The organism is Denitromonas ohlonensis, assembly GCF_007625205.1.
GTDB classification, from domain to species: Bacteria; Pseudomonadota; Gammaproteobacteria; order Burkholderiales; family Rhodocyclaceae; genus Nitrogeniibacter; species Nitrogeniibacter ohlonensis.
Genome location: NZ_VMNI01000001.1, coordinates 96108 through 123070, shown reverse-complemented (window position 1 = coordinate 123070; position 26963 = coordinate 96108). Strand labels below are relative to the sequence as shown.

Genomic DNA, 26963 nt, shown 5'->3' with positions numbered 1-26963 from the left:
TTGATCGCGGCCCGTGTTGCCGCCAGACGCCAAACGCCATCATGAAAAGCGCCCAGATCCGCCGTACCTTCCTCGAATTTTTCCAATCCAAAGGGCATGAGATCGTCGCCTCCAGTTCGCTGGTGCCGCACGAGGACCCGACGCTGTTGTTTACCAACGCGGGCATGAACCAGTTCAAGGACGTGTTTCTCGGTTTCGACAAGCGCCCCTACACCCGCGCCACCACCTCGCAAAAATGCGTGCGCGCTGGCGGCAAGCACAACGACCTCGAAAACGTCGGCTACACCGCGCGTCACCACACCTTTTTCGAGATGCTGGGTAACTTCAGCTTTGGCGACTACTTCAAGCGCGATGCCATTCAGTACGCGTGGGAGCTGCTCACCGTCAAACTGGGCCTGTCGGCCGACAAGCTGACGATCACGGTGTATGCCGATGACGACGAGGCTTACGACATCTGGGCCAAGGACGTCGGCGTGCCGACCGAGCGCATCATCCGCATCGGCGACAACAAGGGCGCGCGATACGCCTCCGACAACTTCTGGATGATGGGCGACACCGGTCCCTGTGGCCCCTGTACCGAAATCTTCTACGATCACGGCGCCGAGATCCCCGGCGGCCCGCCGGGATCGCCCGATGAAGACGGTGACCGCTTCATCGAGATCTGGAACGTCGTGTTCATGCAGTTCAACCGCGACGACAAGGGCGTGATGCATCCGCTGCCCAAGCCCTCGGTGGATACCGGCATGGGCCTGGAGCGTGTGGCCGCCGTGCTGCAAGGCGTGCACGCCAACTACGAAATCGACCTGTTCGTGACTCTCATCGCCGCCGCGGCGCGCGAGACCTCCGCGGCCGACATGGACAGCCCGTCGCTGAAGGTGATCGCCGACCACATCCGCGCCTGCGCCTTCCTGATTGCCGACGGCATCATCCCGGGCAACGAAGGCCGCGGCTATGTGCTGCGCCGGATCATCCGCCGCGCCATCCGCCACGGCTACAAGCTGGGCGCCCGCGCTGCCTTCTTCTACAAGCTGGTGCCCGATCTGGCCCGCGAGATGGGCGAGGCCTATCCGCAACTGGTGGCCGATCAGGCGCGCATCATGGAGGTGCTGCGTCAGGAAGAGTCGCGCTTCTTCGAGACCATCGAGCACGGCATGGCGATTCTCGATGCCGAGCTGGCCGCCATGGCGGGCAAGGGCGGCAACGTGTTCGACGGCGAAACGGCCTTCAAGCTGCATGACACCTACGGCTTCCCGCTCGACCTCACCGCCGACGTCTGCCGCGAGCGCAGTGTGACGGTCGACGCCGAGGCCTTCGACGCCGCCATGGATCGCCAGAAATCGCAGGCCCGCGCGGCCGGCAAGTTCAAGATGGCGGCCGGGTTGGAGTACACCGGCGTCAAGACGCAGTTTCACGGTTACAACACGCTCTCGCACGAGGGCCGCATCACCGCGTTGTATCGCGATGGCGCGCCCGTCGAGCGCCTGCTACCGGGTGAGCTCGGCGTGGTGGTGCTCGACAACACGCCGTTCTACGCCGAGTCCGGCGGTCAGGTGGGTGACTGCGGCGAGCTGTCCAAAGGCGGCGCCTGCCTCACCTTGTTCAAGGTGGAAGACACGCAAAAGATTCAGGCCGATGTGTTCGGTCACCACGGCGAGGTCGTCAACGGCGAGCTGGCGGTGGGCGACATCGTGGCCGCGCAGGTCGACATCAATGCCCGTGGCCGTACCGTGCGCAACCACTCGGCCACGCACATCATGCACAAGGCGCTGCGCGAAGTACTCGGCAGCCATGTGCAGCAAAAAGGTTCGCTGGTCGACCCCGACAAGACGCGCTTTGACTTCGCCCACAACCAACCCATGACCGCGGACGAGATCCGCGAGGTCGAGCGTCGCGTCAACCGCGAGATTATCGCCAACGCCGCCACCGACGCCTCGGTGATGGCGCTCGACGATGCGCAGAAGTCCGGCGCGATGATGCTCTTCGGTGAGAAGTACGGCGACGAAGTGCGCGTGCTGACCATCGGCAGCTCCAAAGAACTGTGCGGCGGCACTCATGTGGGTCGCACCGGCGATATCGGTCTGTTCAAGATCGTCGCCGAAGGCGGCGTGGCGGCGGGCGTGCGCCGGGTTGAAGCCGTCACCGGCGAAAACGCTGTGGCCTGGGTGCAGGATCAGCAAGCGCTGCTCGACGGCGCGGCCGCCGCCGTGCGGGCGCCGAGCACCGAACTGCCTGAGCGTATCAGCCAGTTGCAGGACGGCATGAAGTCGCTCGAAAAAGAGCTGGCCCGTCTCAAGTCCAAACTTGCTGCCAGTGCCGGCGCCGATCTGGCCAGCAAGGCGGTCGACATCAAGGGTGCGAAGGTGCTGGCCGTGAGTCTCGACGGCGCGGATGTGAAAGCGCTGCGCGAGACTATGGACAAGCTCAAGGACAAGCTCGGCTCGGCGGCCATCGTGCTGGCCTCGGCCGAAGACGGCAAGGTCACGCTGATCGCCGGTGTCACCGCCGACCTCACCAGCAAGGTCAAGGCCGGCGAGCTGGTCAACTTTGTTGCCCAGCAGGTCGGCGGCAAGGGCGGCGGCCGTCCGGACATGGCCCAGGCCGGCGGCACCCAACCCGAAAACCTCCCCGGCGCGCTCATGCGTGTGTCCGAGTGGGTGGGTGAGCGTTTGTAAATAAAAGCGCGTACTCAGTAACACCCACGGGCCGGCACAACCGGCCCGTTTCTATTTCAGCGATAAGATTGCGAATAAAAAACGGAGACAGCCATGCAACAACACTTCGCCAGCGACAACTACGCCGGCATCTGCCCCGAAGCCACCGCCGCCCTGCTCGAAGCCAACACCGGGCACGCCCCGGCCTATGGCGATGACGACTACACCCGCAAGGTCTCCGACCGCCTGCGCGAGATCTTTGAAACCGATTGCGATGTGTATTTCGTGTTCAACGGCACGGCCGCCAATTCGCTGGCGCTGGCCACCTTGTGCCAGTCCTATCACAGCGTGATCTGCCATCAGCTGGCGCATGTGGAAACCGATGAATGCGGCGCGCCGGAGTTCTTCTCCAACGGCGCCAAGCTGCTCACCGCGGCCGGCGAGCAGGGGCGACTCACGCCCGAGGCGATCACCGAGGTGGTGACCCGGCGCAGTGATCTGCACTTTCCCAAACCGCGCGGCCTGACGCTCACCCAGACGACCGAGGTCGGCACGCTCTACCTGCCCGACCAGATCGCCGCCATTGCCGACACCGCCCGCCAGCACGGCTTGCGCGTGCACATGGACGGCGCGCGTTTCGCCAATGCCGTGGCGTCACTGGGTGTGGCGCCGGCCGACATCACCTGGCGCGCCGGGGTGGATGTGCTGTGTTTTGGCGGCACCAAGATGGGCCTGCCGGTGGGCGAGGCGGTGGTGTTCTTCGATCGCAAGCTGTCCGAGGACTTTGCCTGGCGCTGCAAGCAGGCTGGTCAACTGGCCTCCAAGATGCGCTTTCTCTCCGCGCCGTGGCTGGGCATGCTGACTGACGACGTGTGGCTCAAACACGCCCGCCACGCCAACGCCATGGCGCAGCGCCTGAGCGCCGGCCTGGTGGCGGCCGGCATCGAATTGCTGTTCCCGACCGAGGCCAACGGTGTTTTCGCCCGTTTGCCCGCGCCGGTGGAAGCCGGCCTGCGTGCCAAGGGGTGGCGTTTCTACACCTTTATCGGCGCGGGCGGCGCGCGCTTCATGTGCGGCTGGGACACGCTGCCGGCCACCGTCGACGCCATCCTGGCTGACATCCGCAACCTCACCGGAGCGGGCGATGCGATTCGATCCTGACGACTGGCGCTATTGCCCGCGCTGCGGCACGGGCCTGGCCGACGCCCATCTCGGCGATCTGCCGCGCCGCGTCTGCCCCGGCAGCGACTGCGGCTTCATCGCCTGGGGCAATCCGGTGCCGGTGGTCTGTGCGCTCATCGAGTGCCTCGACCGCGACGGCCAGATGCTGCTGGCGCGCAATGCGGCCTGGCCGGAGGGCAAATTCGCCCTGGTCACCGGCTTTCTCGAACGCGAGGAAGCGCCCGAGATTGCCGTGGCCCGCGAGGTAAAGGAAGAAACCGGCCTCGACACGCAGGCGGTGCACTGGATTGGCAACTACGGTTTTGCCGACGCCAACCAGGTGCTGCTGGTCTATCACGTGCAGGCGACGGGTGAAATCACGCTCAACGAAGAGCTCGCCGAGGTGAAGCTGATTCCGCAGGACAAGCTCAAGGGTTGGGAGCGTGGGACCGGCTGGGCGGTGATGGACTGGGTGTCGGCGCGCCGCTGACGCGCTGCCGGGGGCGGACTCAGATGCGAAGCAGCAAAAACAGGCCCGACGCGATCAGCGCAGCGCTGGCGCCGAGCGTGATGAGCCGTGCGCCGGGGAAGACTTTTTCAATGAACACAAAGGCGGTTATCAGCGCCACCCAGACGAGATTCATCACACCGGCCACAAACAGCAGCAGCATGATCGCCCAGCAACAGCCGACGCAGTAGGCGCCATGTTCGAGCCCCATCTTGAGAGCGCCATGGTGGCCATCGCGCCAACGGGTGATGAAGAACTGGAGCGGGTTTCGGCACTTGCCCAGACAGGCGGCCTTGAGCGGTGTCAGTTGATAGACCCCGGCCGCGATCAGCGCCAGCGCACCGAGTCGGGTGCTGGCGGTGGCCATGTCGGGCGTCAGCAGCGCGGCGTATTCCAGCGCCGTTTGCAGCACGGTGGCGGCCAGGCTGAACGCGGTCCACACCAGGAGATAGCCGGCGACGAAGCGCGAGACGGCCGGCAAGACCTTGCCGGCCGCAGTGTGCTTGCGCACCAGCGTGCCGTACAACAGGATGGCCGGCGCGGCGCTCGGCAGCATCATGGCGGCCATCATGATGGTCCACATCATGAAGGTCAGCCCAAACGCGCCAGCGCTGGTCGCGCGGGGCATGGGCGCCATGTCCATGGCGGCGTGGTCCATGCCAGAGGCGCTGAGCCACAGGTAGAGCCACGACAGCAGAACGACCGCGCCCAAGCCGCCGGCGGCGAGCATCCGGTCGTGACGCAGTGCGGCGTCGAGCCCGTCGCCGGGCGCGACGGTGGGGGTCAGGCGGTCCACGCGAAGGGCGCAAAGTGGCCATTACGTGTGCCGCTGGTGTCGGACCATTCGATCCCGAACACCTTGAAGAGCGTTCGCGTCGCCTTGGCCAGTCCGAGGCGGCTGTTGACCGGGTGGACCGTGTTCTCGAGATAGATTGGCTCGTTGGGGTGGATGCCGCTGGCCACGCCTTCGCAGGCCTGGTCGACAAACTCGCCGGCCTTGACGACGTAGCTCATGCCTTCGATCTCGAAGCTGATCGGGCGTCGCTCGACACCGGCGATGCGGCCCACCAGCGGCGCCAGATTTGCCATGGGGCCACCGGCAGCACCGGTGGCGATGGCGCTGATGGCCTCGACCTGCGCATCGGTGGCGCGCTCGTCCACAATCAGGCCGACGGTCATGTCGCCTTCGGCCATCGCCTTGGGCGAATGCAGCATTACGATAAAAGCCAGTCCATCAAGCGCCAGCCCGTCTTTTTGTCCCTTGTCGATTCGCATTGCGATGGCGGCTTTGCAGTCGCCTTCGGTGGGTGTGGCGGTGAGATTGGATGAGGCGCAGGGGCAAAGATACGTGCAATTGCACGTTTCCATGTACTGGCCTTCGATATGCCAGGTCGCCATGGTGTTCTCCCATAATCAGGTAGCGCCGGTGCCTGACCAAAAATACGGATCGGGTTGCCGGTGGGCAGGCGGGCGTGGACTGGCGGCGTACGGACAGAGAAACCGCCAGTACTTTGGCGCGAATCGCCAAAGAGGTGCCGAAGGTGGCCTTCTGAGCATAGTGAGTGAAAACGGCCGGGGCAAGCTGACGCTGGCGAAAGCTGCACGCATGGATCCAGATGACGGTCGGAGATGTCGGGCGTTGGCCGGCCCGCAGGTGGAGTGATTTCTTGCCGCCATGCCCGTGTTGCAAGTGTCTGCGCGTCATCGATATCGGACGTCGTTCGGGTCGCCGCGTTGGTCGGAATCCACCGGATGGCTTTGTCTCGAAAGGCTCGCGTCGATGCGCTACGCTACACAATTTCGTGGGCTGAGTGGCCGGTATTCGGCGCCTTCACGTGGTGTTCGGGCATTGTATGAGGGCGCGATACGTCGCCATTTTCTCGGCGAGATCATGGCCGTTGATCGCGGGCTGTGCCGTCTTGAGGGATTTGCCTTCGTGTATGACGCAAAGTTGACGGTCTTCTTGAAAAGACCCGAGCGACGCTTCACGATTGTCGACCTCGGCGACAGTGGCTATGTCGTCAACGTGATCGATTCGTGCGTTGATATCGATGCCGTCACCTATCAGTACTTGAGCAATATCGGCCTGGTGGCGACCGATGGGAAATCGTTTGTATTGAATATCAACGAGTTCGCGGCCAAGGGCTGAATGCCGCCAGTGCGGGCATTCAAGCGGCACTGAAAGAATCTCGCGCCTGCCATGTGTTTGGTTATATTCTCTAGGCATTTTTGTCGTCTCGAAGCGTCGAGATCGGAAACCCAATGAATCAGACCGCGCAACCCAGCCTCGACTTCGAGTTGATCGCTGACGACGAGCCCGACCTCTCTGGACTGATGCTTGGCCAACGACTGGCGATTGCCGGCGTGTTGCTCTATTTCGTGAGCTCTGCGCTGACCAAAACCTCGCTGGGTGCGATGGCGCTGGTCGCCTTGGCGAGCTTCGTATTCACGCTGCTCGGTGCCATTCGATTGAGCGGCGAGCTTGGTTTCAGCCTGCCCAAGCGCGTGTTGATACTTCTCGGCTTCTTCGTGCCGCTGGTCAATCTTGTCGTTCTGCTGGGTCTTAACCGTCGGGTTACGAGCGCGTTGCGCGACGCCAGCTACTCGGTCGGACTGTTCGGCGCTTACGGTGACGGCGTGCCAAAGGGTTTCTGGTTGCGCGTGCTGCTGCTCTTTATCGCCTTGGTCGCGCTGGGGAAATTCATCGATTCTTACGGGCTGCACGCGCGTGTCGATGGTACGCCGAGTCTTGCCGCCCTGACCGCTGACTTCAACCGCGAAACAAAAGCGCCACGTGTACTTGATGATGGCGTGAGGCTCGATGGCGCGGATGTATTTGGCGGAGATTTTCGTGTGCGCATGACGCTGCTGAATTTTGCCGGCACCGCGCTGCCGCCGGACCGCCGAATCAAAATACGCGAAGTCGCGGCGCAAAACCTCTGCGCGCTGCCCGAGAAAATGCGTGACGTGTTTACTGCCCGAAAAGCCCGCTTCATGTACGAGATGCACAACGCCCGCGGCGACATGATCGCGCAGATTCTCGTCTCGCTCGACGCCTGCGCGGGGCTCCCCTGATCGCTGCACCGCGAGCGCCCTGACGTTTAAACTTGCTGCATCCTGTGTATACGCGGAGTACGAACATGTCTGCCTGGAGCTGTCCCCACGATCTCAATGGCATTTGCCAGCGCGTCAAAGGCGCGCAGTGCGAACCCGGCATGCGCGGCTGTGAGCTCGAAGGCAAGGTGCGTTTCGCGCGGGGTGAAATGAATCAGCCGAGAAAGCCGGTGAAGGCGAAAGCGGTCGAGGCCAAACCAGCCGCGATGGTGCCAAAGCGGCGGGTGCCGTTTTGAAGTCCGTCGTCGAATTGCTCAAGGCAGGTCCGGCGAAGTAAAGTTCAGCATGGCCACCGCATGGGTGGCGTTACAAAGGGAACACCATGACTCTGCCAGCCGATTTTGTTCACGAGATCAGCCTGCTTGTTCAATACGATGCGAGCAATTCGCAGACCGGGTTGAAAGTGCACCATGATGCGGCGCCCGAGGCGATTGCCGCGGCTCAGCGCCTGTTCGACAAGGGTTTGCTGAGCCAGCACGACGGTGGCTATTTGACCAAGCTGGGGCAGGACGTGGTTGAGCATCTGCAAACGGTGCGCAGCATTCTGACCTGAATCTGCATGGCGGGGCGGGCTGTGGCGTGTGCTCACTCCGGCCCCGCCGTAACCCGGATGCAGCGCAGCGGAATCCGGGGCCATCGTTTGATCAAGCACCGCCCTGGCTTCCGGCCTGCGGCCTTTAGTCGGCCACCGACGGCCCCCGATGAAACACCAGTTCCTCGACCGCTGCGCCGCCAAGCAGATGCTCGGTTACGATCCGCTGCAGGTTGGCGGGGGTGACGTTGTAGTACCACACCCCGTCGGGCTGGATACACATCACCGGGCCGCCCTGGCAGGCGGCAAAGCAGCCGGTACGAGTGCGCTTGACGCGGGCTTCGCCGGTGGTGAGGCCTGCGGCCTTGAGGACATCGCCAAGGCGGTCGAACAGCGCGTCCGACTCATCATTGGGTGTGCAGCGCGGGCCGGTGCACACCAGCAGATGGTGTTTGTAGGTGCCGATCTTCGGTTTTTCAAGCTCACTCATGCGGCTTCGGGCTCGGTTTCGGCGAGCACCGCTTCGATGTAGTCCACGGGAAGCTGATACTGCGCGGCGAGTTGCGCCGGGCTGTGACCGCTGGCGCGAACGGTGTCTCGCCAGCCGGCCAGGCCGGTGGACAGCGAGCGCCCGGCTTGTTCGCCGTCGCGGGTGTCGCCGTTGCTCACATCGTATTTGTTGGCATAGCCACGCGGGGTGACCATCAACCCGTCGCGAATGAAGGTGGCCGAGTTGCCGATCAGCACCGTCGACAGCATGCCGATGTCGGCCTCGCACATGGCGGCCAGCGTGGTCATCTCGATGCGTTGCTTGGGCCGGTAGGCGGACTTGACAATGGCCACCGGGGTGTCGGGCCGGCGGTGGCGCAGGAACAGGCGCTGGGCTTCGACGATCTGCCGGGTGCGGCGGCCGCTTTTGGGGTTGTAGAGGGCGACGACGAAATCCGAGGCCGCCACGGCGTCGAGCCGGCGGGCGATCACCGGCCAGGGGGTGAGCAGGTCGGACAGCGAGATGGCGCAGAAGTCGTGGGTCAGCGGCGCGCCCACCAGCGCGGCGCAGGTGTTGAGCGCCGAGGCGCCGGGCACGATCTCCACTTCGATGTCGAAGCCGGGCGTCCAGCCGGCCTCGAACAGCACTTCGTAGGTCGGCCCGGCCATGCCGTACACGCCGGCATCGCCCGAGGAAATCAGCGCGACTTTCTTGCCCGCGCGGGCACGGGCCAGCGCTTCGATGGCGCGGTCGAGTTCTTCGGTCATCGACTTCTTGACGACTTCCTTGCCTTCGATGAGATCGGCCACCAGGCGGATGTAGGTGACGTAGCCGATGATGGTGTCGGCCTCGGCAATCGCCTCGCGGGCGCGCTGGGTCATGTGTTCGACATGGCCGGGGCCGATGCCCACGAGCATGATCTTTCCGGGTGCGGTCATTGGGGAATCCTTGCAATGGAAACGGTGGCGTTGCGGCCGTCGGGGCCGCGCAGCTTGTGCTTTTCGAGGATGAGGTCGTGCATGGTGGTGCCGGCGGCGAGCAGGGCGGCCGCCTCGGACACTGACGGCGTGCCGGTGTATTTGCGCACCGTGTCCGACGGGTTGGGCACCGGCACGCGCGCCAGCTCGGCGGCGCGGTAGAAGTGCACCGGCCAGGCGTTCCAGGCGATGACGGTGAGCAGGCCGTCCTCGTCGGACTTGAGGTCGATGCTGGCCACCCGCGCCACGGCGGCATGACTCAGAGCGCAGCGTGCCAGCGCCTGGGCGATGGCCGCGTCGATGGTCTGCCAGGGGGTGCCGCGGTCGCAGCCGAGGCCGAGTGCGATCTTCATCCGGCCGCCTCCGGCGTGGGGCGGTAGACCACCAGCCGGTCGGCGATGGCGGTGTACAGCGCGGCGGGCAGCTCGCCGGTGTGGCGATGGGTGATCCACAGCACGGCGCCGTGGCGCTGCGGATCGACGGCGTCGATGTGCTCGACCACCTGGATGTTGCCGGGCAAGGCGCCGCTGCGGCCGTTGGCGTGGCCGCGCCACCAGTCGGCGCTGCCGGCTTCCTGCACCACCGCAATGGGCGCGTCATTGACCACCGCAGCGCTGGTCTTGACGATCACCGCCTTGCTGGCCTCGAAGCGCCAGCCCAGCTCGCGGCCGAGCAGGTCGACGGCCAGGGTCTGGCGCGCATCGGAGGCGGTGGTGAGCACGGCCTGCGCGCCGATGGCCTCGGCCACCGCGCCGGCCAGTGCGTTGGCGCCGCCCAGGTGGCCGGAGAGCATGGGGATGGCGAAGCGGCCGGCCTCGTCGAGCGCCACCACGCCGGGGTCGCTTTCCTTGTCGCCCAGGTGCGGGGCGATCAGGCGCACCATGGCGCCGAGCGAAACCACGGCCACGATAGCGTCGAAGGCCTTGAACAGGCCCGGAATCTGGTCGGCCGTCTTGCCCTCGTAGCAGGCCGCCCTGCCGGGCGCGGCGGCCTCGGCGATGTCGCGGAACTTGGCCGGAGCGAAGAGGTGGGCGCCGGGCAGGGCACGTGTGATGCGGCCGGCCAGGGCGATGCCGTGGCGGGTGATGGAGACGACCGCGATGCGGTCATTGGCGAAGGGGAGTGGGGTCATTTTCTTGTCGGGCGGGTTTCAGCCCGCCTCGGTGATGGGTTGAGTGGGCAGGCCGGTTGAAGCCGGCCCGACGGATGCGGCGCGCTTGCGGCAGCCGCGACGCAGTTCGCCGCGGGCGCGCTTGGGGTTCTGCACCAGCATCAGCGAGAGGTAGTTCACCGTCTCGCCGCGCAGGCGCGCGATGTCGTGCACCACCCGCTCTTCGGGCGAACCGACCTTTTCGATGAAGCAGCTGGTGGCGAGCAGGCCGCGCCGTTCGAGCAGGTCGAGAATCTCGTCCACCAGCGGCTTCACCTTCATCAGCACCAGGGTGTCGAACTCGTCGATCAAATGGTCGATGAGGCCCACGCCGTAGGCGGCGGGGATGATGGCGACGGTTTCGTCTTCCTCGGCCAGCGCCACGTCGGCGCAGGCGGCGGCCGCGGCAAAGGAGCTGACCCCGGCGATGGTGTCCACCGCCACTTCGGGCGCCAGCTCGCGCACGGCGCGGGCCAGATGGCGGAAGGTGGCGTAGGTGGAGGCGTCGCCCTCGACCAGGAAGGCCACGTCGCGCCCTTCGGCCAGCAACTCGACGGTACGCGCCGCGGCGCGCGCCCAGGCCTTGGCCAGTGCGACGGCGTCGCGGGTCATCGGGAACACCAGTTCGACGGCGTCATCCGGCACGGCGAGGCCGCCGCGCACGGCGATGTCGAGCGCGTAGGAGCGTTCCTCGGCGCGCTTGACCGGGTAGGCCCAGCGCGCGCCCGACTGCAGCGCGGCCCAGCCGCGCCGGGTGATCAGCTCCGGGTCGCCGGGGCCGAGGGAGACGCCGATGAGGCGCCCCATGGGGCGCGGTGATGGGTGAGGCGTGATGGGGTGATGGGTGGGCTGGGCGGGGTTCATGCGGACTCCTTGTGCGCGGTGACGATCCACACCGGGTTCTGGGCGGCCAGCCGGTGCATTTCGAGGATCGGCTGGCTGCGGGCGGCGGAGAGCTGAGTGACGTCCCAGCGCGCACCGGCGGCGGTCAGCGCGGCGGTGGCGGTGGCGAGATTTTCGATGGTCACGAAGTTCATTACCAGGCGGCCGCCGGGCTTGAGGCGGGTGAGGATCAGCGCGATCAGCGCGGCCAGCTCGCCGCCCGAGCCGCCGATGAACACGGCGTCGGGGTCGGGCCAGGTGGCGAGTTGCTCCGGTGCCTTCGCCTGCACCAGCGTGTAGTTGCTGGCGCCGAAGCGGCGCGCGTTCTCGCGCGCGTTGGCGGCGTCGGCCTCGTTTTTCTCGATGGCCCACACATGGCCGTGGCGGGCCACGCGGCTCGCTTCCAGGCCGACCGAGCCGGAGCCGGCGCCGATGTCCCACACCATGCTGTCGGCGCGCAGGCCGAGCCTGGCCAGCGACACGGCGCGTGCTTCGAGCTTGGTGATCAGCCCTTTTTCTGGGCTGCGTTGCACATAGTCGAGGTCGTCGAAACCGAACACGGAGCGCCCGGCATTCGAGTCGCGTTCGATCAGCACCACGTTGGGATCGTCAAAGCGCATGGCCGCCGCCTCGGCCAGTGCCAGATCGGCGAAGACGGCTTCGTCCGGCAGGCACAGCCGGCTGGCCACGCTGATACGCGCGTCTTCAAAACCGGCGGCGAGTAGGGCGCGGGCGATGCGGTCGGGGCTGTTCTCCGGCCCGGTGAAGGCGGCCACGCGCGGGTGCTCGGCGACTTGCCGCACCAGGCGGTAGAGGCCGTGATCTGGCGTGGCGCCTGCCATCCACTCGCCCGCGTCCTTGCTGTGCACCGAGCCGATGACCACGTCTTGCCACGGTTTCTTGAGCCGGGCGAAGAGTAGTTGCAAGGTGGACGGCGCGGGCAGCACGGCCACCGCCGCGGCGCCGAGCTTGCGCACCAGAAAACTCGCCATGCCGTGGCACAGCGGGTCGCCGGTGGCGAGTACGACGGTGCTCAGGCCGTCGGCGTGGGCCTGCGCGATCCACTCGGGCACCTTGCCCAGCGCACCGTCCATGGGGCGTACGCTGGCGGTGCCGGACAGGTGGCGCTCGAGCAGGGCCAGCGTGCGGCCGGCGCCGATGACGAGGCCAGCCGTGGCGAGGCGTTGGCGGGCGGTGTCGGACAGGCCGGCCCAGCCGTCGTCGAGGATGCCGATGAGGGTGCAGTGTTCAGACAATGTCTTCTTCCTTCACGGTGACGATGGGTTTGCCCTCGAAATTGCAGGCCAGCACGGTGAGCTGGTGCGGGCCGGGGTAGCGTTCGCGCAGGCTGCGGATGGCGCGCGCCGCCAGCGCACGGTGGAAGGCCACCGCCAGGCCCAGCTCGGCGAGGCGTTCGGCGGCGAAGCGGGCGGTTTCGGCGGCGCGGATCTCTTCGACCAGATCGGCCGGCGCGCCGACTTCGATGGCGGCGCTGGCGATCAGCTCGCGGTCGATCTCCTCGCGCCAGGCGTGGGTCACCGACAGGCCCTGGCCGATCTTGGTGAGCTTGCCGACCATGGCGCCGACGATGATGTGCTGCATGCCTTGCTTGACCGCAGTGGTGAAGGCGGCCTTGACGAAGTCGCCCATCTGCACGAAACAGGCTTCGGCGAGGTCGGGGAATTCGCGCATGGCGCATTTTTCGGTGCGCCCGCCGGTGGTGAACACTACGGTGGTCTGGCCCTGGTTGGCGGCCACGTCCACCGCCTGGATCACGCTGGCGCGGAAGGCGGCGGTGGAGTAGGGGCGCACGATGCCGGTGGTGCCCAGAATCGAGATGCCGCCGAGGATGCCGAGCCGCGCGTTGAGCGTCTTCTTGGCCATCTCCTCGCCGCCGGGCACGGAGAGGGTGACTTCCAGCGCGTCGCCGGCGGCGAGGATGGGGGCGCCGGCGGCCATCACGTTTTCGACGATGTTGCGCCGGGGCACCGGGTTGATGGCCGGGCCACCCACGTCGAGCCCGAGGCCGGGCATGGTCACCACGCCCACGCCGGGGCCGCCCTTGAGGATGATTTCGCCACCGCCGCCTGGGATGCGGCGCACGTCGGCGGTCAGGTGCGCGCCATGGGTGGCGTCGGGGTCGTCGCCGGCGTCCTTGATGCTGACCGCGTGGGCGGTGCGTCCGTCGGTGCGCCCGTCGGTGATCTTGAACACCACGTGCCGGGTGTTGGGCAGCACGGTCTCGACTTCCGCCGGCACGGCGCCGCGCACCAGGCCGAGCGTGGCCGCCACCGCCGCGGCGGCTGAATTGGCGCCGGTGGAAAAGCCCGTGCGGTTGCCGCGGTCGCGCCTGGCGTCGCCCTTGCGGACCTTGTCGGGGAGCGTGTGGCCACTCATCGGCGGATCAGGCCGCCTCGCGCTGGCGCGCTTCAGCCAGACCGAGCAGGGCGTGAATCGCCGCCACCACCAGGGTCGAGCCGCCCTTGCGGCCGCGGATAACGATCCACGGCACCTCGGTCAGTTCGGCCATCAAGTCCTTGGATTCGGCCGCCGAGACGAAGCCGACCGGCATGCCGACCACCAGCGCCGGCCGGGCGCCTTCGTCGCGGATCAGGCGCACGACCTCGATCAGCGCGGTGGGTGCGTTGCCGATGCCGACGATGGCGCCGTCGAGCAGGCCGAGCCGGTGCGCCTTGCGCATGGCCTGCACGGCGCGGGTGGTGTCTTCCGCGCGGGCGCGGGCGATGACGTCGTCGTCGGAGATGAACTGGTGGGTGCCAAGGCCGAAGTGCGCCAGCCGGCTGGCCGACAGGCCGACGCAGATCATCTCCACGTCGGCGACGATGCGGCTGGCGCCGCCGAGCATGGCGGCCAGCGCGGCGTCGGTGGCCTGGGGGTGGAAGTCGGTCAGCCCGTTGAAGTCGAAATCGGCATTGGCGTGGATCATGCGGCGCACCACCGGCCACTGGTCGGCGCGGTAGGCGTGCGGGCCGACCTCGGCGTCGATGATCGAGAACGAGTCGTGCTCGATGGCGCGGCCGGCGGCGGTGAGCTGTTCGGTAACGGTGTTGGCGGTCATGGGCTCAGGCGTGTGCGTGGTGGTGATGGTCGTGACCGTGGCCGGTGTGGGTATGGCTGTGGTCGTGCAGATGCTCGGCTTCGGCGGCGAGGCGGTATTTGCAGCCGTCGCATTCGAGCAGGCCGCCTTCGGTGGCCCCGGCGCCGAGGGCGCGGGCGTCGACCAGGTCGAACACGCCGGCGTCGAAGCCGAAGGCGCCGCCGAGCGCGAAGGCGACGTCGGGGTATTGCTGGCGCAGGCGGACGAGCTGCGCGCCGATGCGGTCCATCAGCACGCCGCTGAACAGGTACACCGGCACGATGGCGATCTGCGACATGCCCAGGCGCACCTGGCGTTGCACCACGGATTCCAGCCGGGGCCAGGTGATGCTGGTGAAGGCCAGGTCGACCAGGTCGTGGTCGCTGTCCTCGAACAGCCAGCGCGCCAGCTTGGCCAGCTCGCCGTTGGCGCCGGCGTCGGATGAGCCGCGGCCGAGCAGAATGACGCCGGTGGTGCGCGGATCGGGGTGGTGCAGTTCGGCCATCAGGCGGTCGAGCTGGGCTTGCAGCACGCCGAGGATCTCGCGGCCCATGCCGAGGTGGCGCGCGCAGGCGAAATGCACGCCCCGGTGGCGCTGCCGGGCGCGTTCGATGGCGGCGGGCAGCTCCATCTTCACATGGCCGGCGGCGTTGAGGATGAAGGGCAGGGTGATGACGCGGCGGGCATTGTGCGCGGCGCGGTCGAGACCGGCATCGAGTAGCACCTCGGCGTACTCGATGAAGCACACCTCAATGCGCCAGTCGGGCCGGCGGGCGCGCCACTGCGCGGCGAAGCGTTCGATTTCGGTATTGCCGGCCGGGTTGCGCGAGCCGTGGCCGACGAGCAGGACGGTGGTGTCGTTCATGGGGTGTCCTCGGCCGCGCTGGCGCGGCGGAAGCGGTGGCTGAAGCTGGGGTCGTAGAGCTTGCTGCGGGCGATGTCGGGCCAGTGGCGGGCGCCCAGCGCGGGGCTGGCGATGATCATGGCCTGGCTGGTGATGCCGGCCTCGGCGCAGCGGGTGGCGATGTCGGACAGCGTACCGCGCACGATCTGCTCGGCGCCCGGCCAGCTGGCCTTCTGCACCACCACGATGGGCGCGTCCTCCGGCCAGCCGGCGGCGCGTAGCTCGGCCTGCACGGTGTCGAGCAAGGTGATCGACAGGAAAATGCACAGCGTGCTGCGGTGCGCGGCCAGCGCGGCGAGGTCTTCGCCCGCGGGCATGGGTGTGCGCCCGGCCACGCGGGTGAGGATCACCGTCTGCGTCACTTCCGGCAGGGTCAGCGTCTCGCCGGCGGCCGCGGCCGAGGCCATGGCCGAGGACACGCCCGGCACCACCGCCCAGGGCACGGCAGCGGCGTCGAGCGGGCGGGTCATTTCGGTGAGCGCGCCGTACAGGCCGGGGTCGCCGGTCTGCAGGCGCACCACCACGGGATGGCGTGCGGCGGCGTCGATCAGCCAGGCGCAGATCTGCTCCAGCGTCATGCCCTTGGAGTCGCGGATCTCGCAGCCGGCGGGCGTGAAGCGGGTGGCCGCGCGGTCGACCAGTGAGCCGGCGTAAAGCACCGCGCCGGCCTGTTCGAGCAGGCTGCGGCCCTTGACGGTGATCAGGTCCGGGTCACCCGGACCGGCGCCGACGAACCATACCGTTCCACTCATGTGCGACCCGCCAGATCGAAGCACAGGCGCATCGCCGGACGGTCGGCGTGGCGTTTCAGCAGGCGCACGGTGGCCAGCGTGAGCAGCGGTTCGATGGCAACGATGGCCAGGTAGGACGAGGCAAACGTGGCCCAGGCGGCCAGCGGCGTGGCCACTTCGCCCAGCATGAGCCAGAAGCCGACCATGACGGTGACGCCGGTGTAGTAGAGGGCGTCGAGTTTGAGGATGTTGGCGATGCTCAGTGTCTGGATGCGCTTGCCGACGGTGTGATGCAGCACCATCAGCGGCACGGCCAGCGACAGGGTGTTGACGCCCAGGTGCAGCAGGTCGGTGGGTTCAAACAGCAGGCCCTGTACCAGCAGGCCGAGGCCGAACCCGAGCAGGGTTGGCACGAAGCCGAGGGTCAGGTAGATCGGCATGGCGCCGACGAAGTGCAGCTCGGACGGGCCGACCGGCAGGTGGAAGCTCTGCATGAAGAGCGAGAAGAACACGGCCGCCAGCACGGTGCGCAGGATCAGTGCGGGCTGTCTGAAAAGTACGATGGCATGGGCGGCGAGAACGCCGCTGGCCGATACGGAGGCGAAGAGGATCTTGGCTTGCGCGAGCATGCCGGGTTCGATATGCATGGTGACTCCTGTCGGGCTTAGGAAAGTTGCGGGGTGAACAAAGCCGCGATGGCGGCCGGGTTGGAAGGGAAGTACAGATGGACGAAAGAGGCAAACAGCCGGCCATCGCGGTAAATGGGTTCGGGTGTGCCGTTGTGGCGCTGGGCGATGCTGTGGTCGTGCGGCGCGCGCAGGCAGTTCGCCTGGGCGTGGTGAAAGGTGTGGCCGCGTACTTCGCCCTCCGGCAGCAGCACGCTGTGCATGCCCAGGTTGACCAGGCGCTTGGCCATGCTGGCCTCGCCGGGGAGCAGGCCGATCAGGCTGGTGCGATGGCCTTGGTGGTCGGTGAGCGCATCAAGCAAGGCCAGCATGCCGCCGCATTCGGCGACGATGGGTTTGCCGCTCCGATGGTGCGCGTGTACCGCGAGGACGAGGCTGCGATTGGCGGCGAGGGCGTTCAGGTGCAGTTCGGGATAGCCACCAGGCAGGTAGAGCGCGTCGGCGCGGGGTAGTCCGGCGTCACTCAGTGGCGAGAAAAAGCATAGTTCGGCGCCCAGCGCTCGCAAGGTGTCGAGGTTGGCGGGGTAGAGGAAGGCGAAGGCGGCGTCGCGGGCGACGGCGATGGTGATGCCGTCGAGCAGGCGCGGGGTCGGTGCGTGCGGCGACGCGTTGAACGCGACCGGGGCAGGTAGCGGCGGGTTGGCGGCGTCGAGCGCGTCGGCGGCGCGGTCGATGCGCTGCGTCAGGTCGGCGATCTCGTCGGCCTGGACCAGGCCGAGGTGGCGCGAGGGTAGGGCGGCGTCAGCGTTGCGCGGTAGGGCACCGAGCCAGGCCATGTCGGCAGGCAGAGACTCGCGCAGCATCTCGGCATGGCCGGGACTGCCGACGCGGTTGGCGAGCACGCCGTAGAAGTTGAGCGACGGCCGGTAGCGCGCCAGCCCGAGCGCGATGGCGCCGAAGGTCTGGGCCATGGCCGAGCCGTCGATCACGGCCAGCACCGGCAGGCCGAGGGTGTCGGCCAGCGACGCGCTGGAGGCGATGCCGTCGTGCAGGCCCATCACGCCTTCGACCAGGATCAGGTCGGCCTCGGCGGCGGCTTGGTGCAGCAGGGCGCGGCAATGATCTTCACCGCCCATCCACAGGTCGAGCTGATACACCGGCTGGCCGCAGGCCTGGGCCAGGATCATGGGGTCGAGAAAATCGGGACCGGCCTTGAATACGCGCACCCGGCGCCCCTGGCGGGTATGCCAGCGGGCCAGCGCGGCGGTGGCGGTGGTTTTGCCCTGGCCGGAGGCCGGGGCGGCGATGAGGAGGGCCGGGCAGGGGTGGACCGCGGCCGATGAATCTGCAGGCGTCATGTGTCTCTCCGCACGCTCACCCGCGTGCAAAGTGGATCGTTACGACATGCAGAGGAAGTCAGTTGGCAGAAGCCGCACGGATGTGCCGGTTGCCCGCTGGATCGCCCGCCGCGATGCCGCTCGTTTGCGTCGGGCCGGTCTCCGGACTCTCGAGTGGCGTTGTTGCGCCGACATCGCGCCTTCCCGTGCGTTGGCACAGTGGCATGTCGCGATGTTTGACTCGATTACCGTTGCGGGGGCAGTGTCGGGATCGCTCCGGCCAAAGGCCTGAAAACTCACCGACTTCCCGTTTAATCCCCTTGCCGAAGCGCGGGGACACCTGATCACATGCGGCGGATCATGCCACACATTCATGACGGATGCGAGGGGCCGCGAAAATTTGTTCTTGGTGGAAACGGGTGCCGTTTGACGCCAGATCGAGAAGCGTGGGCGTGTCGCGTTCAGGGGGGGGGACGCGGATGAGAAGGCGTGAAACGGGCGATCGACCGGCGGCAAGCCGTTACGGCGATGCGCTGACCGGGCGCATTCCTCGCGCTCGGTCAGCTCTTCGATTGCGTTCGCTGTTAGCGATAGGCGCTGCTCAGAACGGCAGCGCCAGCCCCGGCCAGACGGCATCGATCGCGCTGCGGAAGGCCGTCTGGATGCGCTCGATGGCCGCTTGTGAATCGGCCTCGAAACGCAACACGACCACTGGCGTGGTGTTGGACGGGCGGGCCAAGCCGAAGCCGTCGGGATACTCGACGCGCACGCCGTCGATGGTGATGACGTCGTCGGCGCCGTCGAATGCGGCCTGTTCACGCAGGCGACGCACCAGCTCGAAGGGCTCACCTTCGGCCATTTTCAGATTCAGTTCTGGCGTGCTGAGCGCGTCGGGCAGCTCGGTGAGGGCGGCGTTGGCGTCCGGCCGGGCGGAGAGGATTTCAAGCAGGCGGGCGCCGGTGTAGAGGCCGTCGTCGAAGCCGTACCAGCGCTCCTTGAAGAACACATGGCCGCTCATCTCGCCGGCCAGCGGGGCGCCGGTTTCCTTGAGTTTGGCTTTGACCAGCGCATGGCCGGTGTTCCACATCAGCGGCTCGCCGCCGTGTTGGCGAATCCAGCCGGCCAGGTTGCGGGTGCATTTGACGTCGTAAATGATCTGCCCGCCCGGCACCCGCGAGAGCACGTCGGCGGCGAAGAGCATGAGCTGGCGGTCGGGGTAGATGATCTGCCCGTCCTTGGTGACCACGCCGAGGCGGTCGCCGTCGCCGTCGAAAGCCAGGCCGAGCTCGGCATCGGTCTCGCGCAGCGCGCGGATCACGTCTTGCAGGTTTTCGGGCTTGGACGGATCGGGATGGTGGTTGGGGAAGTTGCCGTCGACCTCGCAGAACAGCTCGGTGACCTCGCAGCCGAGGCGGCGGAAGAGCTGGGGTGCGACCGCGCCGGCCACGCCGTTGCCGCAGTCGATGACGATCTTCATCGGGCGGGCGAGGCGGACGTCGCCGAGCACGCGGTCGAGATAGGCGTCGATCACCTCGGCCTGGCGCACCGTGCCGGTGCCGTGCACGAGGTCGCCGGTTTCGATGCGTTTGCGCAGGTCCTGGATCAGCTCGCCGAACAGGGTCTGGCCGCCGAGGACCATCTTGAAGCCGTTGTAGTCGGGCGGATTGTGGCTGCCGGTGACGCTGACGCAGCCGTCGGCATTGAGGTGGTAGGCGGCGAAATAGGTGAGCGGGGTGGGCACGCAGCCGATGTCGATCACATCCACGCCGGCGGCGCAGATGCCTTCGGCCAGGGCGCCGGCCAGTGCGGGGCCGGAGAGACGGCCGTCGCGACCGACGGCGATGCTCTTGAGATTGCGGGCGCGGGCTTCGGAGCCCAGCGCGTGGCCGATGGCGCGGGCAACCTCCGGGGTCAGCGATTTGTCGATGATGCCGCGGATGTCGTAGGCCTTGAAGATTTCGGGAGCAAGTTGCATGAGATGTCCGGAGATGCTGAATGAATGGAAAGGGTTGGCGCGATTATCCCGGATTTGTGCGGCTTTCGTGTGACGAATGGGTCACGTCGCGCGGCGAGCGAGGCGCTCGAAACCGCTGATCAGCCGTTCGGGGAGCCAGCCGAGCGAGCCGGGGAAGCGGCCGCTCAGGAAGCCGACATGGCCGCCGCCTTCGGGCAATTCCTGCTTGACGGCGCGGGAACAGTCGCCCGGCAGCGGCAAGGCGGCGGGCGGTACGAAGGGGTCGTTGCGGGCGTTGAGCAGCAGCGTGGGGGTGGTGATGTGCTTGAGCCAGGGGCGGCTGGAGGCGCGCGACCAGTAGTCGAGTACGCCGTCGAAGCCATGCACCGGGGCGGTAAAGGCGTCATCGAATTCGTACAGGGTGCGCGCCTTGCGGATGCGTTCGACGTCGAGCGCGGCCTTGTGGATGGTGATCTTGTCGAGCGCCTTGGCTTTGAGCGTGCGCAAGAAGCGCTGGGTGTAAATGCGGTTGAAGCCCTGGCCGAGCGCCATGCCGGAGACGGTGAGATCGAGCGGTGGGCAGATGGCGGCGGCGCCGGCGATGTGATGGCTGGCCGCGTCGCCTTGCTCACCCAGCCATTTGAGCAGCGCATTGCCGCCCAGCGAGACGCCGACGGCGAAGATGGGCCCGTGGTGATAGCGCGACGCGATGCGGGCGAGAATCCAGCCGATCTCGGCGCTGTCGCCGGAGTGGTAGGCGCGCAGCAGGCGGTTGGGTCGGCCGGAGCAGCCGCGAAAGTGCGGCACCACGCCGTTCCAGCCGTTGGCGGCGAGCGCCTGCATGAGCGCGCGTGCGTAGTGTGACCGGCTACAGCCTTCCAGCCCGTGGAAGAGCACCACCAGCGGGGCGCGCTCTTGCAGCGGCAGCCAGTCGGCGTGAATGAAGTCGCCGTCGGGGGTTTCCCAGCGCACGCGGGTGTAATTGGGCGTGCGCGGCATGCGCGCCAGCGGCCAGATGGTTTGCAGGTGGCCGCCGGGGAGCCAGGCGGGCGCGTGGTAGGTGCCGGGATTCATGCGAGCCGGTGGGTCATCCTGGCGCGGCGCTGGTCTTAATGCACCAGCATCGGCGCATCGGGGTCGCCGGCGTGCAGGTCGGGCGTGGGCGAGGCGTGATGCGCCAGCAGGCGCCAGCCCTTGGCTCCACGAATGAAGATGTTGGTGGCGACGATGGGCGGATGCAGTTCGTCGTCACCATCGATCTGCACATGCTGCAGCACGTTGTGCATGGCCATGACGGTGCCGGCCGAGACCACCTGCTGAGTGACTTCGATCTTCAGGCGCGGGCCGTCGGAGAACAACTGCTGCCAGGTGTTGCGTACGGCGGCCAGGCCGACGACGCGGGGCGCGCCGGGGTGCACGCAGACGACTTCTTCGTCGTCGCACCAGACGGCCATCATGGCATCCAGATCGGCGCGCGCGAGCGCAGCATAGAAAGCGACCTCAACCTCTTGCGGTGAGGTGAACGCGGTGTCGGACACGTGGGAATTCCTTCGGGCGTTCGAAAGTGCCAGTCAGACGGCGGTGCGCCGCCTGACTGGCAACCGGTCAGTGGTGACCTTTGGGGCGTTCGCCGGTAAAGACGTAGGTGGCGCTGCAGTAGGGGCAGCACACCTCGCCTTCGGTCAGTACGTCGAGAAACACGCGCGGGTGGCGGGCCCACAGCGGCGCGCCCGGTTGCGGGCAGTGCAGCGGCAAGTCCTTGGCGGTGACGTCGATGCGGCGGAAGGCGTCCTTGTTGTCAGCCATGATGAGTCTCTCGTGAAATCAAACGTAAGTGAGCCAGTCGTCGTATTCGGGCGCGCGGCCATTGACGATCTCGAAGAAGCGGGCCTGAATCTTTTCGGTGATCGGGCCGCGCTTGCCGGCGCCGATGACGCGGTTGTCGAGCTCGCGGATCGGGGTGACTTCGGCGGCGGTGCCGGTGAAGAAGGCTTCGTCGGCGATGTAGATGTCGTCGCGGGTCAAGCGGCGGGACTGGACTTCGAGGCCGAACTCGCGGGCCACGCGGATCACCGAGTCGCGGGTGATGCCGGTCAGCGCCGAGGCAATTTCGGGCTCATAAATCTTGCCGTCCTTGATGACGAAGAGGTTCTCGCCCGCGCCTTCGGCCACAAAGCCTTGCACGTCGAGCAGCAGCGCTTCGTCGTAACCGTCTTGCGTGGCTTCGAGGTTGGCCAGGATGGAGTTGGCATAGGTGCTGGAGACCTTGGCGCGCGGCATGGTGACGTTCACATGGTGGCGCTGGTAGGACGAGGTCTTGACCCGGATGCCTTTCTCCAGGCCTTCTTCGCCCAGATAGGCGCCCCACGGCCAGGCGGCAACGGCCACGTGCACCGTGGCGCCGCGGGTGGAGATGCCCATTTTCTCCGAGCCGTAGAAGGCGATCGGACGCATGTAGCAGGACTCGAGCTTGTTGGCCTTGACCACATCGATCTGCGCCTGCATCAACTCGTCGAGCGAGTAGGGCAGGTTCATGTGGTAGATCTTGCCGGAGTTGATCAGGCGCTGTGTGTGCTCGCGCAGGCGAAAGATCGCCGGGCCGCGGGCAGTGGCGTAGGCGCGCACGCCTTCAAAGACCGCCAGACCGTAGTGCAGCGAGTGAGACAGCACGTGGGTGGTGGCATCACGCCACGGCACCATCTTGCCGTCATACCAAATAGAACCGTCGCGATCGGCCATGGACATGTTGAAGTCTCCAGCGAAATGTTGTGTTGAGCGGCGCCCTCGGATGGGGCACACGAATCGCGCAATTCTATCGCAACTTGTGGCTGGCTGTGGCCGCGCTAAAATGCGCATCTTTAATGTCGGGGCTGCGCATGGAGCGGGTCTGGAAACCGAATGTGACGGTGGCAGCGGTTGTCGAGCGCGATGGCCGCTTCTTGCTGGTCGAAGAAGAAACCTCGGACGGGCTGCGTTTTAACCAGCCGGCGGGGCATCTGGAGGCGGGCGAGTCGCTGGTTGAGGCGGCCGCGCGCGAGGCGCTGGAAGAAACCGCGCATCCATTTACCCCCGAGTTTCTGGTCGGCATCTATCAATGGCCGCGGCCGGATGGCGAGGTCACCTATCTGCGCTTTGCCTTTGGCGGTAGCGTGGGCGAGGCGATTGCCGGGCAGCAGCTCGACGCCGGCATTGTGCGCGCCGTGTGGATGACCCGCGACGAGATGGTGGCCACCGCTGGGCGGCATCGCAGCCCGCTGCTGTTGCGCTGCGTGGATGATTATCTGGCCGGCCAGCGGGCGTCGCTGGATTTATTGCGGCACTATTCGGAATCATGACGCGCTGGTGTGCTCCTGCCTTGACGATGCTGGCCCTGTGGGTGAGCGCGCCATCGCACGCCTCGGTGGAGGTGCCGATCTGCTACAACTATGGCTGTGTCACCGAGACGGCGGTGCGCTATTCGGACGCGGCGCTGGTGTCGTGGCAGCGTCAACTCGCTGCGGCGCGCAGCGCGGCCGAGGAGCGCAGCATTCTGTCCGAGGTGGTTGGCGGGATGTACCGCGAAGCGGGCAAACAGTCGCCCATTTTTGCTGATCGCGGCGGCAACTATGCTGATGACGGGGTCTATGGCCGCATGGACTGCATCGACCACGCCAATTCAACGACGCGTCTGCTCGACATCCTCGAGAAGCGCGGCGCTTTGCGGTTTCACAAGCTGATGTCGCCGGTGCGGCGGACGACGGGGGTGCTGTTCCAGCATTTTGGCGCGGTGCTTGAAGAAATTGCCCCTCCGCCGCAACCGGTGGCGCCGGCCTTGATTCCCGATCACGTGCCGACCTTGCTCGCTTTGTGTGACTGCGCCGAGGTATTGAACGATGTGCCCGTGCCGCCGGTGGCGGCGACGGGATCCCCAGGTGCCCAGTTTGCAGTGGATACCTGGTTTTACGACCATGGCACGCCCGCGGTGATCTTGCCGCTGGCCGAATGGCTCGATGGAGAAGGACCGAATGTCCAGTAAGCAAGACCCGAACGGGATGAAGGTAGTGGTCGGCATGTCCGGCGGGGTGGATTCGTCGGTGGCGGCGCTGTTGCTCAAGCAGCAGGGCTACGACGTGGTCGGCCTGTTCATGAAGAACTGGGAAGACGATGACGACGACGAGTACTGCTCGACGCGCCAGGACCTGGTCGACGTGGCCTCGGTGTGCGATGTGATCGGTATCGACCTCGAAGTGGTGAACTTCTCGGCCGAGTACAAGGACCGCGTGTTCGCCGACTTCCTCAAGGAATACCAGGCCGGCCGCACGCCGAACCCGGACATTCTGTGCAACTCCGAGATCAAGTTCCGCTGTTTTCTCGATCATGCCATGCAGCTGGGCGCCGACAAGATCGCTACCGGCCATTACGCCCGCGTTCGCGAATGGCACAGCGATGGGCGCAGCGAGTTTCAGCTGCTCAAGGCCGAGGACGGCACCAAGGATCAGAGCTACTTTCTGTACCGGCTCAATCAGCAGCAGCTATCGCGCACGCTGTTTCCGCTCGGCGACATCTACAAGCGCGAGGTGCGGCGCATGGCCGAGGCGGCGGGGCTGCATGTGCATGCCAAGAAGGACTCGACCGGCATCTGCTTTATCGGCGAGCGCCCGTTCCGCGAGTTTCTGAGCCGCTATCTGCCGACCCAGCCGGGCGAAATCCGCTCGCTGGATGATGGCCGCGTGCTCGGCGAGCACCAGGGCCTGATGTACCACACCATCGGTCAGCGCAAGGGACTGATGATTGGCGGCATCAAGGGCATGGAGGACGCGGGTGGCGAACACGACGCCTGGTATGCGGCCAAAAAGGACATGGCGGCCAACGTGTTGTACGTGGTGCAGGGGCACGAGCACCCGGCGCTGCTGCGCGAGCGCTTGGTGGCCACCGAGCTGAACTGGATCGCCGGCCGCGATCCGCACACCCACTGGGTGTACACGGCCAAGCCGCGCTACCGCACGCCTGACCAGCCCTGCGAGATCGACCGCGTCGGCAATGGCGAAGTCGAAATTGCGTTTGCTGAACCGCAGTGGGCGCTCACGCCCGGACAGAGTGTGGTGGTGTATGAATCCAAGGTGTGTCTGGGCGGCGGTGTCATCGTCTGAACGACGGCGACTCAAGGCGCGGCGCGCCGGTGACCTTTGCGGCTACCGGCGCGCGCTAAACGGGCTGTCGTGATTCGGGCGGCTCAGGCCACCCGAGCCGGCGGACAGGCCGGCTCTGCCCAGCGGTCGGCAAAGGCGTTGCACTTTTCGACAAACTCGCGGGTGCTCTTGGGCATCGGGACGCGCGCCCGGGTGATGTAGATCAGCAGGTCGGTGCCGGCACGCATCAACTCCACGCCGGTGTCGGCGTTGCGAATCTGGCTGCGGATCGGTCGTGCTGGCAGTTTGGGCGGAAAACGATTCATTTGCTCGCCTGCGACCACAAAGGCCGGCCAGATGTCGAAAATGGCCGGGTCGGTGCGCAGGGTCTCGCACTTCTCGCGGGCGGCTTCGGCATAGGCGTGAACCAGGGGTTCAACGCCGGCGAAGATGCCGTTGCAGGTAAAGGCATGGATCATCGCCGTGGCGATTTTGTCGATATCGCGCATGGCCTGCGCGATCTTGATGTAGCGACTCTCGTAAAAGTCTTCGACCGGAATGGAGAACGCCCGGAAGGGTTCGCCCCATAGTTCGTCGATGCCCTCTTCGCCGCTGATGTGATTGACCAGGCGGCCCAGCTCCAGGGCTTTTTGCAGACAGGCGCCACACTGGCGCATGAGCGGGTTTTCCTGACCGATGTCGACACCCAGGGCCTGCAGTTCGACCAGCTTGGTAAAGATATCGGCCGCTCGGTTGAACAGGGCGCCGGCCAGCATGCCGCCTTTGACGCGGCGCATGGCCTCGTTGGTTTCGGCCTCATAGGCTGCGCGTGCAGCCTCCAGGCGAAAGCCGGGGATATTGATACCGTGCTCGACGTGGTTGAACAACCGTCGGGTCAGCGCACCAATGAGTTTCTTTTTGGTGGCCAGTGTGTCTTCGGGCGGGTCGTAGACCTTGATCCAGTAACCGCCGTAATACACCCGTAATCGGTTGTTAATGACCCGTCGGGTACCCTCTGCGGGGTTCTCGTCCATATACGCCACCGTGCAACGGCGATGCGCCGTTCCAAATCGTGTTGAGCGTTCCAGTCTAGTACAAAGGTTGTAATTTGTGCACTGCAGAAGGGACAAACGGTCGTTTAGATCACCATTCTGGCGCGCAGGCTGATGCGCCGTTTGCGCAGAACGCGCCAGCGCCAAGCCGCTTGGGTGAGCACATACCCGCAGATGGCACCGACAATCGCCATCAATAACATGCCTAGCAGCAAGGGCTGACCAATACCCGACAGCCAGGTCCAGGCGTGCTCAAACCATGCGCCGAAGCTTTCATACACCGGTGGTGCGGCCTCTTCGGGCTTGGGAGCAATGCCCAGCAGACCGGCGCCCAGGTGGTAGGCAAAGTAGTACAGCGGCGCGTAGGTCAGCGGGTTGCTGATCAGGGTGCTGACCGCGGCGATCCAGAGATTGGCGCGCAGTGACAGCGAGACGATGACCGCAGCGGGGATCTGTGCCACCGGAATCATCAGCCCGAAAAATGCGCCGATGGCCACCGCTTTGGCCACCGTGTGGCGATTGATCCGCCACAGCGACGGATCGTGCAGTCGCGGCCCGACCCAGCGCAACAGGCGGTGGCCTTTGATGCTTTCATGGGAGGGGAGGAAGCGCTTGATCATCAAGAAGTCCAGGGGCGAGATCGGTCGCGGCCAAAATGGCGAGCATAGCAATATGAAGCGTGCAGGCGG

At 66.3% G+C, this 26963-nt stretch carries 31 protein-coding genes and 1 riboswitch; of the genes, 10 read left to right on the top strand and 21 right to left on the bottom strand.

From position 1 onward, the window contains the following. Positions 1–41 precede the first annotated feature (41 nt). The 3 genes from alaS (at position 42) to FHP89_RS00610 (ending at position 4302) form a co-directional block, all read left to right on the top strand. Positions 42–2672: an alanine--tRNA ligase gene (gene alaS, locus FHP89_RS00620; RefSeq protein ID WP_144176525.1), complete on the top strand. Its 2631-nt coding sequence runs from the start codon at positions 42–44 to the stop codon at positions 2670–2672. Positions 2673–2765: 93 nt separating this feature from the next. Next, the gene (locus FHP89_RS00615; RefSeq protein WP_144176524.1) at positions 2766–3812 is read left to right on the top strand and encodes a threonine aldolase family protein; all 1047 of its coding nucleotides are present in this window, start codon (positions 2766–2768) and stop codon (positions 3810–3812) included. Continuing rightward, positions 3796–4302, top strand: a complete 507-nt coding sequence (locus FHP89_RS00610; protein WP_144176523.1) for an NUDIX domain-containing protein — start codon at positions 3796–3798, stop codon at positions 4300–4302. The genes FHP89_RS00615 and FHP89_RS00610 overlap by 17 nt, the downstream gene beginning before the upstream one ends. 19 nt (positions 4303–4321) lie before the next feature. Here the strand turns inward: FHP89_RS00610 and FHP89_RS00605 are convergent, their stop codons facing one another. Together FHP89_RS00605 and FHP89_RS00600 are read right to left on the bottom strand one after the other, a co-directional pair. Then, a complete protein-coding gene (locus FHP89_RS00605) occupies positions 4322–5116 on the bottom strand; it encodes a DUF2182 domain-containing protein (RefSeq protein WP_222105284.1) in 795 nt (264 codons plus the stop codon). Next, entirely contained in the window at positions 5104–5718 is a 615-nt protein-coding gene (locus FHP89_RS00600; RefSeq protein WP_144176522.1) for a DUF1326 domain-containing protein, read from the bottom strand. The genes FHP89_RS00605 and FHP89_RS00600 overlap by 13 nt, the downstream gene beginning before the upstream one ends. A 382-nt stretch (positions 5719–6100) precedes the next feature. Between FHP89_RS00600 and FHP89_RS00595 the strand changes: the two genes are divergently transcribed. The 4 genes from FHP89_RS00595 to FHP89_RS00580 all read left to right on the top strand — a co-directional run bounded on the left by FHP89_RS00595 (position 6101) and on the right by FHP89_RS00580 (position 7987). Continuing rightward, positions 6101–6469, top strand: a complete 369-nt coding sequence (locus tag FHP89_RS00595; RefSeq protein WP_144176521.1) for a hypothetical protein — start codon at positions 6101–6103, stop codon at positions 6467–6469. A gap of 113 nt (positions 6470–6582) precedes the next feature. Further along, the gene (locus tag FHP89_RS00590; protein ID WP_144176520.1) at positions 6583–7395 is read left to right on the top strand and encodes a hypothetical protein; all 813 of its coding nucleotides are present in this window, start codon (positions 6583–6585) and stop codon (positions 7393–7395) included. 65 nt (positions 7396–7460) lie between these two features. Beyond that, positions 7461–7670: a hypothetical protein gene (locus FHP89_RS00585; RefSeq protein ID WP_144176519.1), complete on the top strand. Its 210-nt coding sequence runs from the start codon at positions 7461–7463 to the stop codon at positions 7668–7670. An 86-nt stretch (positions 7671–7756) separates the two neighbouring features. Further along, positions 7757–7987, top strand: coding sequence for a TIGR02647 family protein (locus FHP89_RS00580; protein WP_144176518.1), 231 nt, complete (start codon positions 7757–7759; stop codon positions 7985–7987). A 124-nt stretch (positions 7988–8111) separates the two neighbouring features. On the opposite strand, the gene FHP89_RS00575 is transcribed toward FHP89_RS00580, so the two are convergent. The 17 genes from FHP89_RS00575 to FHP89_RS00495 form a co-directional block, all read right to left on the bottom strand. Further along, entirely contained in the window at positions 8112–8456 is a 345-nt protein-coding gene (locus FHP89_RS00575) for a (2Fe-2S) ferredoxin domain-containing protein (RefSeq protein WP_144176517.1), read from the bottom strand. Beyond that, positions 8453–9394, bottom strand: a complete 942-nt coding sequence (gene cobJ, locus FHP89_RS00570; protein WP_144176516.1) for a precorrin-3B C(17)-methyltransferase — start codon at positions 9392–9394, stop codon at positions 8453–8455. The genes FHP89_RS00575 and cobJ overlap by 4 nt, the downstream gene beginning before the upstream one ends. Further along, positions 9391–9786 carry a cobalamin biosynthesis protein gene (locus FHP89_RS00565; RefSeq protein WP_144176515.1) on the bottom strand — a complete coding sequence of 132 codons (396 nt, stop codon included), beginning with the start codon at positions 9784–9786 and terminating at the stop codon, positions 9391–9393. Before FHP89_RS00565 ends, cobJ begins: the two co-directional genes overlap by 4 nt. After that, positions 9783–10565 carry a cobalamin biosynthesis central domain-containing protein gene (locus FHP89_RS00560; protein ID WP_144176514.1) on the bottom strand — a complete coding sequence of 261 codons (783 nt, stop codon included), beginning with the start codon at positions 10563–10565 and terminating at the stop codon, positions 9783–9785. The genes FHP89_RS00565 and FHP89_RS00560 overlap by 4 nt, the downstream gene beginning before the upstream one ends. Before the next feature lie 18 nt (positions 10566–10583). Next, the gene (cobI, locus tag FHP89_RS00555) at positions 10584–11447 is read right to left on the bottom strand and encodes a precorrin-2 C(20)-methyltransferase (protein WP_260851430.1); all 864 of its coding nucleotides are present in this window, start codon (positions 11445–11447) and stop codon (positions 10584–10586) included. Next, entirely contained in the window at positions 11444–12721 is a 1278-nt protein-coding gene (cbiE, locus tag FHP89_RS00550; protein ID WP_144176513.1) for a precorrin-6y C5,15-methyltransferase (decarboxylating) subunit CbiE, read from the bottom strand. Before cbiE ends, cobI begins: the two co-directional genes overlap by 4 nt. Beyond that, positions 12714–13862, bottom strand: coding sequence for a cobalt-precorrin-5B (C(1))-methyltransferase (locus tag FHP89_RS00545; RefSeq protein ID WP_144176512.1), 1149 nt, complete (start codon positions 13860–13862; stop codon positions 12714–12716). Before FHP89_RS00545 ends, cbiE begins: the two co-directional genes overlap by 8 nt. Positions 13863–13869: 7 nt before the next feature. After that, a complete protein-coding gene (locus FHP89_RS00540; protein ID WP_144176511.1) occupies positions 13870–14544 on the bottom strand; it encodes a precorrin-8X methylmutase in 675 nt (224 codons plus the stop codon). A 4-nt stretch (positions 14545–14548) separates the two neighbouring features. Further along, positions 14549–15427, bottom strand: coding sequence for a sirohydrochlorin chelatase (locus tag FHP89_RS00535; protein WP_144176510.1), 879 nt, complete (start codon positions 15425–15427; stop codon positions 14549–14551). After that, positions 15424–16218 carry a precorrin-4 C(11)-methyltransferase gene (gene cobM / locus FHP89_RS00530; RefSeq protein WP_144176509.1) on the bottom strand — a complete coding sequence of 265 codons (795 nt, stop codon included), beginning with the start codon at positions 16216–16218 and terminating at the stop codon, positions 15424–15426. Before cobM ends, FHP89_RS00535 begins: the two co-directional genes overlap by 4 nt. After that, entirely contained in the window at positions 16215–16844 is a 630-nt protein-coding gene (locus tag FHP89_RS00525; RefSeq protein WP_144176508.1) for an energy-coupling factor ABC transporter permease, read from the bottom strand. Before FHP89_RS00525 ends, cobM begins: the two co-directional genes overlap by 4 nt. Before the next feature lie 17 nt (positions 16845–16861). Beyond that, a complete protein-coding gene (locus tag FHP89_RS00520) occupies positions 16862–18181 on the bottom strand; it encodes a cobyrinate a,c-diamide synthase (RefSeq protein WP_144176507.1) in 1320 nt (439 codons plus the stop codon). 115 nt (positions 18182–18296) lie between these two features. Continuing rightward, a riboswitch (cobalamin riboswitch) is annotated at positions 18297–18519 on the bottom strand. A 242-nt stretch (positions 18520–18761) separates the two neighbouring features. Continuing rightward, the gene (locus FHP89_RS00515; RefSeq protein ID WP_144176506.1) at positions 18762–20135 is read right to left on the bottom strand and encodes a phosphomannomutase/phosphoglucomutase; all 1374 of its coding nucleotides are present in this window, start codon (positions 20133–20135) and stop codon (positions 18762–18764) included. Between the two features lie 81 nt (positions 20136–20216). Continuing rightward, entirely contained in the window at positions 20217–21188 is a 972-nt protein-coding gene (locus FHP89_RS00510; RefSeq protein ID WP_144176505.1) for a YheT family hydrolase, read from the bottom strand. 35 nt (positions 21189–21223) lie between these two features. Further along, the gene (locus FHP89_RS00505; RefSeq protein WP_144176504.1) at positions 21224–21652 is read right to left on the bottom strand and encodes a YybH family protein; all 429 of its coding nucleotides are present in this window, start codon (positions 21650–21652) and stop codon (positions 21224–21226) included. A gap of 67 nt (positions 21653–21719) precedes the next feature. Further along, positions 21720–21920 (bottom strand): zinc-finger domain-containing protein, encoded by a 201-nt coding sequence (locus FHP89_RS00500; RefSeq protein WP_144176503.1) that lies wholly within the window; start codon positions 21918–21920, stop codon positions 21720–21722. An 18-nt stretch (positions 21921–21938) separates the two neighbouring features. Continuing rightward, positions 21939–22859 (bottom strand): branched-chain amino acid transaminase, encoded by a 921-nt coding sequence (locus FHP89_RS00495; RefSeq protein WP_144176502.1) that lies wholly within the window; start codon positions 22857–22859, stop codon positions 21939–21941. Positions 22860–22975: 116 nt separating this feature from the next. Here FHP89_RS00495 and FHP89_RS00490 point away from each other — a divergent pair, with 116 nt between their 5' ends. Genes FHP89_RS00490 through mnmA form a run of 3 tightly spaced genes read left to right on the top strand, consistent with a single transcriptional unit; the run spans position 22976 to position 25243 of the window. Then, the gene (locus FHP89_RS00490; RefSeq protein WP_391525185.1) at positions 22976–23449 is read left to right on the top strand and encodes an NUDIX hydrolase; all 474 of its coding nucleotides are present in this window, start codon (positions 22976–22978) and stop codon (positions 23447–23449) included. 26 nt (positions 23450–23475) lie between these two features. Further along, positions 23476–24129, top strand: a complete 654-nt coding sequence (locus FHP89_RS00485; protein WP_144176554.1) for a hypothetical protein — start codon at positions 23476–23478, stop codon at positions 24127–24129. 16 nt (positions 24130–24145) lie between these two features. Next, positions 24146–25243, top strand: a complete 1098-nt coding sequence (gene mnmA, locus FHP89_RS00480; RefSeq protein WP_144176553.1) for a tRNA 2-thiouridine(34) synthase MnmA — start codon at positions 24146–24148, stop codon at positions 25241–25243. Positions 25244–25326: 83 nt separating this feature from the next. Here mnmA and FHP89_RS00475 read toward each other — a convergent pair whose 3' ends face one another. Together FHP89_RS00475 and FHP89_RS00470 are read right to left on the bottom strand one after the other, a co-directional pair. Then, the gene (locus tag FHP89_RS00475) at positions 25327–26256 is read right to left on the bottom strand and encodes a hypothetical protein (protein WP_144176501.1); all 930 of its coding nucleotides are present in this window, start codon (positions 26254–26256) and stop codon (positions 25327–25329) included. Positions 26257–26360: 104 nt separating this feature from the next. Further along, a complete protein-coding gene (locus FHP89_RS00470) occupies positions 26361–26894 on the bottom strand; it encodes a DUF2062 domain-containing protein (RefSeq protein ID WP_144176500.1) in 534 nt (177 codons plus the stop codon). Between the last annotated feature and the right edge of the window lie 69 nt (positions 26895–26963).